This window comes from Streptomyces sp. CB02980, from assembly GCF_014451325.2.
GTDB lineage: Bacteria > Actinomycetota > Actinomycetes > Streptomycetales > Streptomycetaceae > Streptomyces.
Map to the genome: position 1 here is coordinate 134,024 of NZ_JACSCH020000002.1, position 14,907 is coordinate 148,930.

Sequence of the window (14,907 nt, forward strand, 5' to 3'; positions counted from 1 at the left end):
CCCGCGCGCACACCGGGGACGGTCGTGCTCGACGCCGACTTCTCCTCGGCCGAGCAGTGGGTCGCCGGCCACTCCTGGGCCTATCCCGGCGGCGGGCCGACCAATCCGGGCGACAACAAGCTCGACCATCTCGTGGAGGATCCCTCCTACAGCAGGACCGGGGCCTTCCGGGCGACCCGTCGGCCCGACGGCAACTGGGACGCGGGACTGCTCACGACGGAGGGCAGCGCGGAGGCCTTCCTGGTGCAGGCCGACGACGTCCTGGAGGCGCGGGTGCGTCTGCCCGTGGAGACGGGTGCGTGGCCGGCCGTCTGGACCTGGCTCGACGGCGGGCAGGAGATCGACGTCTTCGAGTACCACCCCGACAATCCCGACCTCCTGGAACTGTCGAACCGGATCAGGGGACGCCACCTGTACTACCGGAACGCGGCGATCCGTCCGGGGGCCTGGGTCGACCTACGGGTCGAGTTCGGCGCCCGCAACGTGGTGTGGTGGGTGAACGGCGCGCGGGTCTTCGACGACCGCCGCGGGGTGGGGCGTTCCTGGCGGGCGCACCTCATCGTGAACCTGTCGGTCTGCGCGGGCCGCTACCACCCCGCGCCGGACCCCGGGGTGTCGGAGATGTCGTACGAGGTGGCGCAGTTGCGCGTATACCGGGACTGACCCCGCCACACGGGGCCGGTGAGACGGGTCGTGACGGCTCGTGAACCACGGGGTCGTCGGCGACGCGCGCGGGAGGAGGGGGGATGCGCGCCCCCGAGGAACGGGCGTTGCGTAGGCTCGAACAGAGCGTTCCGCGCGCCCGCACCGCGCCGCCCGTACGACGAGGAGGACCCTCCCATGAACACCGCCGACGAGGGACGGCAGCAGCAGCTGGACGTGGCCAGCGTGCTCAACGCGAAGACCACCCTCCTCCAGCTTCTCGCCCGGGCGGGGGTCTACACCGGCGACGCGGAGGAACTCATCGGGCTCGTCGAGGCCGGCGCGCTCGCCCTCGCGCACACGGAGATCACCGAAGCCCGGAGCAGCGCTCCGCAGGAGAAGGGGGAGGCCTACGCGTCGGGCTGGTCCGACGGCGCCCTGGCCGTCACCGACGACCTCGGCGCCGTCGCCGAGCGGGCGCTGATCCGCGCGGTCACCACCGGCCCGTCGGCCGACTCCCCCGACGAGCGTTCCCCCGTCGGACGGGCGGAGATGGAGCGGGCCAAGGTGGCCGTCACACCGCTCTACCTCTCGTTCGCCGATGTCTCCGACCTCGACCCGGAGGTCACCGAGCAGGTGCTGGGCGCCGTGCTGCGCACGATGAGCCCGCGGCAACGGGCCGGATATCCGGGGCGGCTGACGCAGTTCGCGTCCGCCCACCACGCGCACCTGGAGCGGCTGTACGCGGAGTACGGCCCGGGCAGCCCGATCGCGATCCACGGCCGCTACTCCCTCGTCCACTCCCCCACCAGCGTGGCCGTGCTGGAGCGCCTGGCCGAGACGCCGTCGGCCCTGCACGAGGAATGGGACGCGGCCGAACTCCCGCCGGCCTGGCTGGACGGGCTGACGACGGCGTGGGGGTCGCCGGCCTGACGACGGGGCTGCTCCCTTCCCACAGCCCCTCCAACTCGGCTCCAAGGCAGAGCCGTTGAAAACCTCTCACCTGATGCGGCGCCACACATCCGCGATTCCGCCGACAGGACTACTTAGGTTAGGCTAAGTTAAGTTTCGGTGTGCCGACCTGGGGTGTCACCCCGCCGGTGTACCGACGTCCCCCACGCGTCAGGAGAGACGGAAGAACATGACCACACGGGTCGCGGTGGCCGGCGCCAGTGGCTATGCCGGCGGGGAGATCCTCCGCCTGCTCGCCTCTCATCCCGAAGTCGAAGTCGGCATCCTGACCGCGCACAGCAGTGCCGGACGCACCCTCGGCCAGGTGCAGCCCCAGCTGACCTCGCTCGCCGACCGGGTGCTCACGGAGACGTCGGCGGAGGCACTCGCCGGACACGACGTCGTGTTCCTGGCACTGCCGCACGGGCAGTCGGGCGCGCTCGCCCGGGAGTTGGGCGGCGACACCCTGGTCGTCGACTGCGGGGCGGACTTCCGCCTGCGCGACCCGGTCGAGTGGAAACGTTTCTACGGCTCCGAGCACGCGGGCACCTGGCCGTACGGGCTCCCCGAGATGCCCGGCGCCCGGGACGACCTGAAGGGGGCCACGCGGATCGCCGTCCCGGGGTGCTACCCGACCGCCGTCACCCTCGCGCTCTACCCCGCACACGCCGCCCGCCTCGTGGAACCCGAGGTCGTCGTCGTGGCGGCCAGCGGGACCTCGGGGGCCGGCCGCGCGGCCAAGCCGCATCTGCTCGGCTCCGAGGTGATGGGGTCCATGACCCCGTACGGCGTCGGCGGCGGTCACCGGCACACCCCCGAGCTCACCCAGAACCTGTCCCTCGTGGCGGGCGAGCCGGTGACCGTGTCCTTCACCCCCACCCTCGCCCCGATGCCCCGCGGCATCCTCGCCACCTGCTCCGCCCGGCTGCGCCCGGACGTGGCCGACGGGGGTCTCGACGAGGTCCGTGAGGTCTTCGAGGCCGCGTACGCGACCGAACCGTTCGTCCGGCTGCTACCGCAGGGCCAGTGGCCGTCCACGGCCTCGGTGCTCGGATCCAACACGGTGCAGGTGCAGGTGGCGCTCGATCCGGCCGCCCGCCGCCTCATCTGCGTGAGCGCGATCGACAACCTGACGAAGGGCACCGCCGGTGGCGCGGTGCAGAGCATGAACGTCGCCCTCGGCCTGCCCGAAGGGCTCGGCCTGCCCATGAATGGAGTGGCTCCGTGACCGTGACCGCCGCCCGAGGATTCCTCGCCAGCGGGGTGGCCGCCGGCATCAAGGCGTCCGGCGATCCCGATCTCGCCCTGGTGGTGAACCAGGGCCCCGTACCGGCCGCCGCGGGAGTCTTCACCTCCAACCGGATCCAGGCCGCACCGGTCCGCTGGTCGCGGCGGGCCCTCGCCGACGGCCGGGTCTCCGCGGTCGTCCTCAACTCCGGCGGCGCCAACGCGTGTACGGGCCCCTCCGGCGCCCACGACGCGCGGACGATGGCCGAGCGGACCGCCGTGGCGATCGGGGCGACCCCGGGCAACGTAGCCGTCTGCTCCACCGGACTCATCGGTGTACCCCTGCCCATGGAGCGGGTCACCGCCGGCATCGCCCGCGCGGCGGAACAGCTCACCTCCGACGGCGGCGAGGACGCGGCCGTCGCGATCAAGACCACCGACTCCGTGCACAAGACCGCCGTCGTGGCCCGGGACGGCTGGACCGTCGGCGGCATGGCGAAGGGCGCCGGCATGCTCGCGCCCGGTCTCGCCACCATGCTCGTGGTCCTCACCACCGACGCCGTGGCGGCCGACCCGTCGCTCGACTCCGCGCTGCGCGCGGCCGTACGGACCACCTTCGACCGGGTGGACTCCGACGGCTGCATGTCCACCAACGACACCGTGCTGCTGCTCGCCTCGGGCGCCTCCGGGATGACCCCGGAGGACGGAGACCTCGCCGAGGCGGTGCACGCCGTCTGCCTCGACCTCGCCCGCCAGCTCGTCGCGGACGCCGAGGGCGCGTCGAAGGAGATCGAGGTGGCCGTCGTCGGCGCCGCGTCCGAGGACGACGCCGTGACCGTGGGCCGCTCGATCGCCAGGAACAACCTCCTCAAGTGCGCCCTGCACGGCGAGGACCCGAACTGGGGCCGGGTGCTGTCGGCGATCGGCACCACCGACGCGGAGTTCGACCCCGACCACCTGGACGTGGCCATCAACGGCGTGTGGGTCTGCCGGGACGGCGCGGCCGGGGAGCCCCGGGAGAAGGTCGACATGTCCGGCCGCCGGATCACCGTGACGGTCGACCTGCGCGCCGGAGAGGCGTCCGCGGAGATCTGGACCAACGACCTGACCGCCGAGTACGTGCACGAGAACAGCGCCTACAGCTCATGAGCCGAGGGAGTACGAGAATGAGGACGCTCGGCGAGCAGCCCGCCGTGGGAGGCCTGGACGCCGTACAGCGGGCGGACGTCGTGCAGCGCGTGGGCGCCGCCAGGAGTGTGAGCGCCCGAGCAGGTGTGGGCACCGTCGGCCTCCCGGCCACGGACGTTCCGTGGTCCGAGGAGCTCCAGGGCCGGACCGTCGTCGTCAAGTGCGGTGGCAGCACCCTGGAGGACCCCGCGCTCCGGCGGTCGTTCGCCCAGGACGTCGTCGAACTGTGGCAGGCGGGCCTGCACCCGGTCGTGGTGCACGGCGGCGGTCCCCAGATCAGCTCGATGCTCGACCGCCTCGCCCTGGAGGTCCGGTTCGAGGCGGGCATGCGGGTGACCACCCCGGAGGCCATGGACGTGGTCCGCATGGTGCTGACCGGGCAGGTCCAGCGGGACCTGGTCGGCGCCATCAACGCCCACGGGCCCTTCGCCGTCGGCATGTCGGGCGAGGACGCCCACACCCTGACCGCCGTACGCCGACCGGCCTGGGTGGACGGCCGGCCCGTCGACATCGGTCTCGTCGGCGACATCGTGGACGTCGCCCCGGACACCGTTCGGAACCTCCTCGCCGGCGGCCGTATCCCGGTCGTGTCCCCCGTCGCGCGCGGTGCCGACGGGCAGATCTACAACGTGAACGCCGATCTCGCGGCCTCGGCCCTGGCCGTCGCCCTCGGCGCCGACCGGCTCGTGATGCTCACCGACGTCCCCGGCCTGTACGCGGACTGGCCGCGGAGCACCGAGGTGATCCCCCTGCTGACGGCCGAAGAACTGGAGACGCTGCTCCCCGGGCTCGCGGGCGGGATGCTGCCCAAGATGGAGGGCTGTCTGCGGGCGGTCCGGTCGGGAGTCGGACGGGTGCACGTCCTCGACGGGCGTACGCCGCACGCCGTCCTCCGGGGCGTCCTCACGGAGGAGAACCCCGGCACCACGGTCCTGCCCGACGAGGCGGGGGAGAGCACGCGGGGCGCCGCCCCGGCCGCCGCGCCGCACGAGGAGGAGACCCCCGCATGACCGTGACCGTTCCCCTCAGGAACCGCTGGCGTGCCGTGATGATGAACAACTACGGCACTCCCCCGCTGGCCCTGGTCCGTGGCGAGGGCTGCACCGTCTGGGACGAGGCCGGCCGTGCGTACACGGACTTCACCGGCGGGATCGCGGTCAACACCCTCGGGCACGCCCACCCCGCCGTGGTCGCGGCCGTCACCGACCAGGTCGCACGGCTCGGGCATGTCTCGAACCTGTTCGTCGCCGAGCCCCCGGTGGCGCTCGCGGAACGGCTCCTCGGGCTCTTCGGCAGGCCGGGCGGCCGGGTCTTCTTCTCCAACTCCGGCGCGGAGGCCGTCGAGGCGGCCTTCAAGGCCGCCCGGCGGACCGGGCGCCCGCGGGTCGTCGCGATGGAGGGCGGCTTCCACGGCCGCACCATGGGCGCCCTGGCGGTCACGGGCCAGCCGGCGAAGCGCGAGCCGTTCCTCCCGCTGCCCGGGGACGTGACGCACGTGCCGTTCGGCGACGTCGACGCCCTGCGCGCGGCGGTCTCGGAGGACACGGCGGCGGTCTTCGTCGAACCCGTGCAGGGCGAGGCGGGCGTGATCCCCGCGCCCGACGGGTATCTGCGGGCCGCCCGGGCGATCACCCGCGCCGCGGGCAGCCTGCTCGTCCTCGACGAGGTGCAGACCGGGATCGGCCGGACCGGTCACTGGTTCGCGCACCAGGCCGAGCCGGGGGTGGACCCGGACGTGGTGACGCTGGCCAAGGGGCTGGGGGGCGGTCTTCCGATCGGTGCCACGGTGGCGTTCGGAGCGGCCGGCGAGCTGCTCGGCCCCGGCCACCACGGGTCGACCTTCGGCGGCAATCCGGTGGCCTGTGCGGCGGGTTCGGCCGTCCTCGAGACCATCGCGGCGGAGGGCCTCCTGGAGCACACCGTACGGATGGGTGAGCTCCTGCGGACGGGGGTGGAGGCACTGAAGCACCCCCTGGTGGCCGAGGTCCGGGGCGCGGGGCTGCTGCTCGGCGTCGTCCTGACCGAGCCGGTCGCCGTGCGGGTCCAGGAGGCGGCGCAGGAGGCCGGGTTCCTCGTCAATGCCGCCGGCCCCGGGACCGTACGCCTGGCTCCGGCGCTGACCGTGTCGGCACGTCAGGTCGAGGAACTGGTGGCGGCGTTGCCGGGGATCCTGGACCCGCGCTAGCTCGGGAGCGGCTCATGTCCCCCCGAAACGGCCGGCCGACGAGTTCGCCTCACCGGCCGGCCGTTTCGGGGGTCACTCCTTCCCCGGCTCGGTCCGCCCGTCGACGTACGTCGCCACGACCTCGATGTCCCCGATCCGCGAGGTCTCGACGGCCCGTGGATCGTCCCCGAGGACCACCAGGTCGGCGCGCTTGCCGGGCGTGAGGCTGCCCGCGCTGTCGTCCCAGTGGCAGGCGTACGCGCCGGCCGCCGTGTAGGCGTGCAGGGCCTCGTCGACGGTGATGCCCTCGTCCGGGCCGATCGCCCGGCCGGAGGTGGAGGCGCGTTCGACCATGAACTGGATCGCGCGGAGCGGCGAGCCGTCCGTGACCGGCCGGTCGGAGCTGCCGACGAGGGTGACGCCGTGGTCGAGGAAGCCCCGGCCCCGGTACATCCAGGGCGCCCGCCGCTCCCCCATGACGTCCGCGTAGTCGTCGCCGAAGTAGCGGAGGAAGTTGGGCTGGATCACGGCGCTGACGCCGAGCCGGGCGAAGCGCGGCAGCTGGTCCGGGCGGATCAGGCCCGCGTGCTCCACGCGGTGCCGGGCGGCCGGGCGGGGCCGGAGCCGCTGCGCGCGTTCCAGGGCGTCCAGGGCGAGGTCGGCGGCGCGGTCGCCGATGGCGTGGACGGCGAGCTGCCATCCGGCGAGGTGGCCGTCGACGATGAGGTCCGCGATCCGCTCGGGCTCGTCCTGGAACTGTCCGGTGTGGGACATGCCCTCGTACGGGTCGGTGAGCGCCGCGGTACGGGCCATCATGCCGCCGTCGGTGTAGATCTTGAGGGCTCCGAGGGAGAGCCAGTCGTCGCCGAAGCCGGTGCGCAGCCCGAGGTCGAGGGCGCGCGGGATGCCGTCGTCCCGGTGCGCGGCGCGCGGGCGGAGGGTGTCGCCCGCGGCCATGAGCTGGACGCGGAGGGGCAGTCGGCCCTGGTCCCTGAGGAGTTGGTACGCGCCGAGTTCGACGGGGCTGTGTCCGAGGAGGCCGCCGCCGATGCCGGCCTCGGCGCAGGCGGTGATTCCCTCGGCGAGGCAGGTGCGGCCGGCGCGCTCGACGGCGTCGGCGATCTCCTCCTGTGAGTACGGCAGCCGGAGTCGCCGTACGGCGGTCATGGCGCTCTCGGCGAGGAAGCCGTCCTGGTGCGGCACGTCGGCCGGAAGGAGGTCGAGGACCGCGCTGTTGACGACGCAGGCGTGTCCGGAGTCGTGCATGAGGAAGATCTTGCGGCCCTGGCTGACCCGGTCGATCTCGGCGGCGGTGAGATGGCGTCCCAGGGCCCGCTGGTCGTAGCCGGCGACGTCGACCCAGGCGCCGGGCTCGGCCTTCCGGGAGGCGGCCTCCCCGATGACGGCGAGGACGTCCTCGATCCGCTCGCAGGGGGCGATGCTCGGGGTGTCGGCTTTCAGTCCCGCCCATGCCAGGTGGACGTGGCTGTCGATGAAGCCGGGCAGCACGGTGGCGTCCTGGAGGTCGACGACCTCGCGGGCGGGGAGCGAGGTCACGGCCTCGTCCAGGCCCACGATCCGCCCGCGCCAGATGCCGAGGTCGTGGGCGACGGGGTGGTCCGGGTCCATGGTGAGAATGCGCGCGTTCGTCAGCCTCGTACAGAGCATGGGCAGTCCGTTCCCGGTCGCTGTCGCTGTCGTCAGGAGGTCTTGGCCATCACGGTGTCGGCCGTGGCCGGCCCGTTCCCGCTCGCCTTCCCTTCGGCGTCCGCGTCGGCATCGGTCGTGCCCGTCTCCTCGGCCCGGGCATACCCCTTGGGTGCGGCGGGCACCATGAGCGGTGTGCCGGTCTCGGGGTCGGGGATGATCCGGCAGGGCAGGCCGAAGACGTCCTCGACCAGCTCGGCGGTCATGACGGTCGACGGGTCGCCCTCGGCCGCGACGATGCCGCCCGGGCGCATCACGATGAGGTGGGTGGCGTACCGGCAGGCCTGGTTGAGGTCGTGCAGGACGGCCACGATCGTGTGGCCGCGGCGGGCGTGGAGTTCGGCGCACAGGTCGAGGACCTCGACCTGGTGGGCGATGTCGAGGAAGGTGGTCGGCTCGTCGAGGAGCAGGATCTCGGTCTGCTGCGCCAGGACCATGGAGAGCCAGACGCGCTGGCGCTGGCCGCCGGAGAGGTCGTCGACGGGGCGGTCGGCGAGTTCGAGCACGCCGGTCTGCCGCATCGCCTCGACCACGGCCGCCTCGTCGTCGGCGGACCACTGCTTCAGGAGGCCCTGGTGGGGGTAGCGGCCCCGGGCCACGAGGTCGCCCACCGTGATGCCGCCGGGTGCGGTGGAGGACTGCGGGAGCAGTCCGAGCCGGCGGGCGACCTCGCGGGAGCGGTACGAGGCGATGGCGGCGCCGTCCAGGTAGACCTGTCCGGCGCGCGGCTTGAGCATCCGGGCGAGGGCGGTGAGGAGGGTGGACTTGCCGCAGGCGTTGGGTCCGATGACGACCGTGAAGGAGCGGTCGGGAATCTCGACGTCGAGGTCGGTCGCCACCGTCCGCTGGTCGTAGGAGAGGGTCAGGTTCTCGGCGCGCAGGCGGGAGGCCGGACGGTTCGTTGCTGTCATGCGCGGCTCTTTCGCGACTCGGTGACCAGTAGCCAGATGAGGTAGAGCCCGCCGACGCAGCCGGTCGCCGTGCCCACCGGGAGGAGCGCGGGGGCGAAGAGGCGCTGCACGGCGAGGTCGCTCAGGGCGAGCATGACGGCGCCCATGAGGGCGGACGGCAGCAGGGCGGGCCCGGAGGAGCCGGTGATCTTGCGGGCCACCTGGGGCGCGGCCAGGGCGACGAACCAGATGGGTCCGGTCACGGCGGTGGCGAACGCGGCCAGGGCGACGCTGATCACGAGCAGGACGGTGCGGGTGCGGGGGACGTTGACGCCGAGGGCCTTGGCGGTGGTGTCGCCCATCTCGACCATGGAGAGGCGGCGGGAGAGGAAGAAGGCGAGGGGCAGCAGCACGGCGACGGCGATGCCGATGGCCTGGGCGTGGATCCAGAGCCGGTTGCCCAGGCTGCCGATCAGCCAGGACTGGGCCTCCAGGGCCTCCTGGAAGGTGGCGCGGGTGATCAGGTAGGAGTTGACGGCGAGGAGCAGGGCGCTGACGCCGATGCCGACGACGACGAGGCGGAAGCCCTGGATGCCGCGGCCGATCATGAGGAGATGGACGGCGAGGGCGGTGGCGAGGCCGCCGGCGAGGGCGCCGAGCGCGATCTCGGTCATGCTGCCGTGCAGCATGACGATGACGACGAGTGCGCCGACGGCGGAGCCGTTGGTGAAGCCGATGATGTCGGGGCTGCCCAGGGGGTTGCCCGTGATGCTCTGCAGGATGGCGCCGCTGACGGCGAGGGCCGCGCCGACGCACAGCGCGGTCACGAGGCGCGGCATGCGGAGGGTGTTGACGACGAAGTCGGCGATCCCGGTCCCGTTTCCGGTGAGCGCCTGGACGACCTCGCCGACGGAGAGGTCGAAGTCGCCGGTGGTCAGGGTGATGCCGGCGACGAGGAGGAGGGCGACGAGGAGGGCCGCGGTGGCGGCGACGGTACGGCCCTGGACGCGCAGGGAGACGCGTCCTGAGCGGGTACGGACGACCCGGCCGGTGATGACACGGGGCAGCTGCGGCACGGTCGCCGCGCCGGGCCCCTTGCGGGGCGTCGGGTCGGGCGCGGAGGGCTTCGCCTCCCGTACGGCAGTCACAGCATGACCAGCTTCCGGCGGCGGCACAGGGCGATGAACAGGGGGGCGCCGATGAACGCGGTGACGATGCCGACCTGGAGTTCGCCGGGGGCGCCGAGCACCCGGCCGAGGACGTCCGAGCCCAGGAGCAGGACGGGGGCGATCAGCATCGAGTACGCGAACACCCAACGCTGGTCGGGTCCGACGACGAACCGGGCGATGTGCGGTACGGCGAGACCCACGAAGCCGATCGGTCCGGCGGCGGCGGTGGCGGCTCCGCACAGGAGCATCACGGCGACGGCGCCCAGGGCACGGGTCCGGCCGACGTTCACGCCGAGGGCCCGGCCCATCTGGTCGCCCATGGCCAGGGCGTTGAGCGAGGGGGCGAGGACGAGGGCGAGGACGAGGCCGATGCCGATGAAGGGCAGGGCCATCACGACGATGTCGTAGTAGCGGCCGGCGAGGGAGCCGACGGTCCAGAAGCGGAACTGGTCGAAGGCCCTCGGGTTGAGCAGCAGGACCGCCCAGTTGAAGGCGTACAGCACGGCGGTCACGGCGGCGCCTGCGACGACGAGCCGCTCGGGCGAGGCGAGCTTCCGGCCGGAGGAGCCGAGCAGATAGACGCCGACGGACGCGGCGGCGGCGCCGGCGAGGGCGAACCACACGTAGCCGAGCGGGGCCGCGACGCCGAAGAAGGCGATGGCCACGACGACGCCGGCGGAGGCGCCGAGGTTGACGCCGAGCATGCCGGGGTCGGCGAGCGGATTGCGTGTCAGGGCCTGCATCAGGGCGCCGGCCAGGCCGAGGGCGAGGCCGACGAGGATGCCGAGGAGGGTACGGGGGATGCGGTAGTCATGGATGATGACCGACGTCTCCGACCCGTCGGGGTTCCACAGGGCGTCCCAGGTGGCGGTGAAGGGGATGCCCCGGGTGCCCACCCAGACGCTGAGCAGTCCGACCAGGACGAGGGCGGCGAGGCCGGCGACCAGTCCCAGTCCCCGGAACGCGGCCCCGGTGCGGCCCGACCCGCGCGCGCCGGGACCCGTGGTCTTCTCCGCGGGTTGCTCCTGGGGCTGCTGTCCCTGCACCACCCGGGATTCGACGGACAACGACAACTCCCCCTGGCGGCGGTACAGATGTACGGCGGGAACCTGGCGGCGCGAGACCGAAGGATCACGACTTAGGTGAGGCTAACCGAACCGTGTCTTGAGGTCAACGCGCGGAACAGGACGCGTCCGACACCTCGCCCGGGGCCCCCGGACCTCCCCGTGACCCGCCCCGACCCCGGCCGAACTCAGAGTAGGCTTACCTAACCAACCATCTACCTCCGTGAAGGAGTCTCATGCCAACGGGCGGACCGACGGGGGGACTTGTCCTCCGCCAGGCGATCAGAGGACAACGCCGCCGAGTGATCACGGCATCTCTGCTCGGTATGACCCACCAGGGCTGCGAGGCCCTGGTGCCGGTGGTCATCGGCGCCACCATCGACACGGCGGTCGCCACCGGCTCCTCCTCGGCGCTGCTGCGCCTGCTCATCGTCCTCGCCGTGCTCTTCCTGGTCCTGTCGACCTGTTACCGCATCAGCGCGCGGATCACCGAGGGCAGCGGCGAACTCGCCGCGCACCGGCTCCGGCTCGACCTGGCCACCCGGGTGCTCGACCCCCGCGGCGGCGCCGACGCGAACCGCCTTCCCGGCGCGCTGACCAGCATCGCCACCAACGACGCCCGCCGCGTGGGCTCGGTGGCCACCGTCATCGCGTACGGGGTGTCGGCGGTCGCCGCCCTCGTGATCAGCGCCGTCGCACTCCTCAGGATCTCCGTCCCCCTCGGCCTGCTCGTCCTCCTCGGCATCCCGCCGCTGCTGTGGCTCGGGCACCGCATCAGCCGGCCGCTCGAACAGCGCAGCGAGGCCGAGCAGGAGCGGGCCGCCCACGCCTCGGGCGTCGCCGCCGACCTCGTCTCCGGACTCCGCGTCCTCAAGGGCATGGGCGCCGAGTCGGCGGCCGTGGCCCGCTACCGCACCACGAGCCAGGACTCGCTGTCCGCCGCCCTGCGCGCCGCGCGCAGCCGGGCCGGACACGAGGGCGCCGTCCTCGCCCTGACCGGCGTCTTCATCGCCGTCATCGGCGTGGTCGGCGCGTACCTCGCCATGGACGGCAGCATCAGCGTCGGCGACCTGGTCGCCGCCGTCGGTCTCGCGCAGTTCCTCCTCGGCCCCTTCCAGCTGCTCGGCTACGTGAACGCCGAGCTCGCCCAGGGCCGCGCCTCGGCCAAACGGATCGCCGAAGTACTCGCCTCGCCCGAGGCCGTCGGGACCGGACACGACGTGCCCGCCGACGGAACGGCCGGACACGTGGCCCTGCGCGGGGTGACGCTCGGCGCGCTCCGGGGCGTCGACCTCGAACTCCCGGCGGGCAGCCTGACCGGGATCGTCGCCCGGGACGCTGCCGCCGCCAACGACCTCCTCGTCTGCCTGGCCCGCGAGGCGGACCCCTCCGAGGGCGCCGTCGAGCTCGACGGCACGCCGCTGACCTCGCTCGACCCCGACGCGCTGCGCCGGGTCGTCCTGGTCGCCCACCACGACGCCGACCTGTTCGAGAGCACGCTGCTCGACAACGTCCGGGCCGGGGCCGCCGACGACACCTCGGCCGTCGAGCGGGCGCTCACGGCATCGGCCGCCGACGACGTCGCCCGGCTCCTCCCGGACGGCGGGGACACCCTCCTCGCCGAACGCGGCCGCTCGCTCTCCGGCGGTCAGCGCCAGCGCGTCGCCCTCGCCCGCGCGCTCGCCGCCGACCGGCCCGTCCTCGTGCTGCACGACCCGACGACCGCGGTGGACACCGTCACCGAGTCCCACATCGCCGCCCGGCTGCGTGAGGTCCGCCGCGACCGCACCACGATCCTGGTCACCACCAGCCCCGCTCTCCTCGCCGTGACCGACCGCGTGATCGTCCTGGAGGACGGCGCCGTACAGGCGACCGGGCGCCACACCGATCTCCTCGCGGCCGACGCGGCGTACCGTGCGGCGGTGCTCGCATGACACTCGCCGACGAGACACGGACCGACAGCCGGCCGCAGCGGGACGAAGGACGGACGAGAGAGACGGAACAGACCATGAGCGGAACCAGCCCGGACCGCGTGCTCCTGCCGACCGCCACCGGCGCCGAGTCCGTCGCGGCGCTCCGCACCATGCTGCACGGCCACCGCCTCCTCGCCGTGGCGGCGATCGCCGTCCTCGTCGTCGGCACCGCGGTCGGACTGCTCACCGCTCCCCTGCTCGGACACATCGTGGACCTCGTGGTCGACAAGAAGGGCGCGGCGGCACTCACCCTCCCCCTGGTCCTGCTCGTCGTCGTCGCCGTCGCGCGGGGCGCGGCGGCGGCCGTCGGCAGCACCCTCGTGGCCCGGCTGGGCGAGACCGTCCTGGCCGCGCTGCGCGAGCAGTTCATCGAGCGGGCGCTGCGGCTGCCGCTCGACCGGGTCGAGGCGGCCGGCTCGGGCGACCTGGTCTCCCGGGTCACCAGCGACGTGTCGGTGATCGGCAAGTCGGTGCGTCAGGCCCTGCCGGAGTTCAGCCGCTCCGCCCTGACGATCCTGCTCACCTTCGTCGGACTCGCCGTACTCGACTGGCGCTTCCTGATCGCGGCGCTCCTCGCGTCCCCGGTCCAGGTGGTCTCGGTGCGCTGGTACATGCGCCGGGCCGCGCCCGTGTACGGCGAGCACCGCGTCGCCACCGGGGCCCTGCAGCACCAGCTGCTCGACAGCGTCGGCGGCGTCCGGACCGTACGGGCGTTCCGCCTCGACGACACCCACACCGACCTGCTGGAGAAGCGGTCCGCGGCCGCCCGCGACCTGGGCCTGCGGGGCATCCACATCGTCACCGGGTTCTTCTCCCGCCTCAACCTCGCCGAGTTCATCGGCCTCGCCGCGATGCTCGCGACCGGGTTCGTCCTGGTCGACAACGGCTCGGTCAGCATCGGTACGGCCACGGCGGCCGCGCTGTACTTCCACAGCCTCTTCAACCCGATCAACGCGACCCTGTACCTCCTGGACGACGCCCAGTCGGCGGGCGCGAGCTTCGCCCGCCTCGTCGGCGTCTCGAACCTTCCGGCGGAGCGCGCCGAGAGCGAGGCGCACGCCCTCGCCGACGGCTCGGTCGAGGTGTCCGGGCTCAGTCACGCGTACGGCTCCGGCGCACCGGTCCTGCACGAGGTCGACCTGCGGGTACGGAGCGGGGAGCGGGTGGCCCTGGTGGGCGCGAGCGGCGCCGGCAAGACCACCCTGGCCAAGCTCATCGCCGGCGTCCACAGCCCCACCGGGGGCTCGATCGCCCTCGGCGGAGTCGACACCGGGGACCTGGGCCCGGCCGGGGTGCGCCGCTCGGTGGCGCTCATCAGCCAGGAGGTGCACGTCTTCGCCGGAACCCTCGCCGACGACCTGCGCCTCGCCCGGCCCGAGGCCGACGACGAGCAGCTTCGCGCGGCGCTCGACCGCGTCGACGCGCTGGAGTGGGCCGAGGCGCTGCCCGAGGGCCTCGCCACGGTCGTCGGGGAGGGCGGCCACCGGCTGACGGTGACGCAGGCGCAGCACCTGGCCCTGGCCCGGCTGGTCCTTGCGGACCCGCCGATCGCGATCCTCGACGAGGCCACCGCCGACGCGGGCAGCGCCGGCGCGCGCGTCCTGGAGGAGGCGGCGGCGCGGGCCCTGGAGGGCCGCACGGGGCTGCTCGTCGCGCACCGGCTGCCGCAGGCCGCGGCCGCCGACCGGGTGGTCGTCCTCGACCAGGGCCGCGTCGTGGAGACCGGCACGCACGAGGAACTGGTGGCGGCGGGCGGCCGGTACGCCGTCCTGTGGGCCGCGTGGTCGGCCAGCCGCCAGGAGCCCGGGGAGCAGGTGCCGCGGCCGGCTCCGGACCCCGACGCCCAGGCCTCAGCGGTCGTCTGAGACGACCGGCCGAAGGGGGCGGTACGACGAGAGTCGTACCGCCCCCTTCGTGCTGCCCCCCTTCGTG

General features: G+C 73.5%; 12 protein-coding genes. 8 read left to right on the forward strand and 4 right to left on the reverse strand.

What is annotated here, in order from left to right:
* The first annotated feature begins 24 nt into the window (after positions 1-24).
* The 6 genes from E0F75_RS04300 (at position 25) to E0F75_RS04325 (ending at position 6,193) form a co-directional block, all read left to right on the forward strand.
* Positions 25-663, forward strand: a complete 639-nt coding sequence (locus E0F75_RS04300; RefSeq protein WP_187621569.1) for a beta-glucanase — start codon at positions 25-27, stop codon at positions 661-663.
* A 177-nt stretch (positions 664-840) separates the two neighbouring features.
* Positions 841-1,575 carry a hypothetical protein gene (locus E0F75_RS04305; protein WP_187621119.1) on the forward strand — a complete coding sequence of 245 codons (735 nt, stop codon included), beginning with the start codon at positions 841-843 and terminating at the stop codon, positions 1,573-1,575.
* A gap of 208 nt (positions 1,576-1,783) precedes the next feature.
* The gene (argC, locus tag E0F75_RS04310) at positions 1,784-2,821 is read left to right on the forward strand and encodes an N-acetyl-gamma-glutamyl-phosphate reductase (protein WP_187621120.1); all 1,038 of its coding nucleotides are present in this window, start codon (positions 1,784-1,786) and stop codon (positions 2,819-2,821) included.
* Complete coding sequence (argJ, locus tag E0F75_RS04315) at positions 2,818-3,969, forward strand: bifunctional glutamate N-acetyltransferase/amino-acid acetyltransferase ArgJ (protein ID WP_187621121.1); 1,152 nt, start codon at positions 2,818-2,820, stop codon at positions 3,967-3,969. The genes argC and argJ overlap by 4 nt, the downstream gene beginning before the upstream one ends.
* A gap of 17 nt (positions 3,970-3,986) precedes the next feature.
* On the forward strand, positions 3,987-5,018 hold the full coding sequence (gene argB, locus E0F75_RS04320) for an acetylglutamate kinase (RefSeq protein ID WP_267499329.1): 1,032 nt from the start codon (positions 3,987-3,989) through the stop codon (positions 5,016-5,018).
* On the forward strand, positions 5,015-6,193 hold the full coding sequence (locus E0F75_RS04325; protein ID WP_187621122.1) for an acetylornithine transaminase: 1,179 nt from the start codon (positions 5,015-5,017) through the stop codon (positions 6,191-6,193). Before argB ends, E0F75_RS04325 begins: the two co-directional genes overlap by 4 nt.
* A gap of 72 nt (positions 6,194-6,265) precedes the next feature.
* On the opposite strand, the gene E0F75_RS04330 is transcribed toward E0F75_RS04325, so the two are convergent.
* From E0F75_RS04330 to E0F75_RS04345, 4 genes are read right to left on the reverse strand one after another with little or no spacing between them, the layout of a single operon-like run.
* Complete coding sequence (locus E0F75_RS04330; protein WP_187621123.1) at positions 6,266-7,840, reverse strand: amidohydrolase; 1,575 nt, start codon at positions 7,838-7,840, stop codon at positions 6,266-6,268.
* A gap of 32 nt (positions 7,841-7,872) precedes the next feature.
* Entirely contained in the window at positions 7,873-8,790 is a 918-nt protein-coding gene (locus E0F75_RS04335; RefSeq protein WP_229312494.1) for an ABC transporter ATP-binding protein, read from the reverse strand.
* Positions 8,787-9,917 (reverse strand): iron chelate uptake ABC transporter family permease subunit, encoded by a 1,131-nt coding sequence (locus E0F75_RS04340; protein WP_187621124.1) that lies wholly within the window; start codon positions 9,915-9,917, stop codon positions 8,787-8,789. The genes E0F75_RS04335 and E0F75_RS04340 overlap by 4 nt, the downstream gene beginning before the upstream one ends.
* Positions 9,914-11,011 carry an iron ABC transporter permease gene (locus E0F75_RS04345; protein ID WP_206706113.1) on the reverse strand — a complete coding sequence of 366 codons (1,098 nt, stop codon included), beginning with the start codon at positions 11,009-11,011 and terminating at the stop codon, positions 9,914-9,916. Before E0F75_RS04345 ends, E0F75_RS04340 begins: the two co-directional genes overlap by 4 nt.
* A 227-nt stretch (positions 11,012-11,238) precedes the next feature.
* On the opposite strand from E0F75_RS04345, the gene E0F75_RS04350 reads away from it, so the two are divergent.
* Positions 11,239-12,936, forward strand: coding sequence for an ABC transporter ATP-binding protein (locus E0F75_RS04350; RefSeq protein WP_187621125.1), 1,698 nt, complete (start codon positions 11,239-11,241; stop codon positions 12,934-12,936).
* Between the two features lie 74 nt (positions 12,937-13,010).
* A complete protein-coding gene (locus E0F75_RS04355) occupies positions 13,011-14,840 on the forward strand; it encodes an ABC transporter ATP-binding protein (protein WP_229312495.1) in 1,830 nt (609 codons plus the stop codon).
* Positions 14,841-14,907 lie beyond the last annotated feature (67 nt).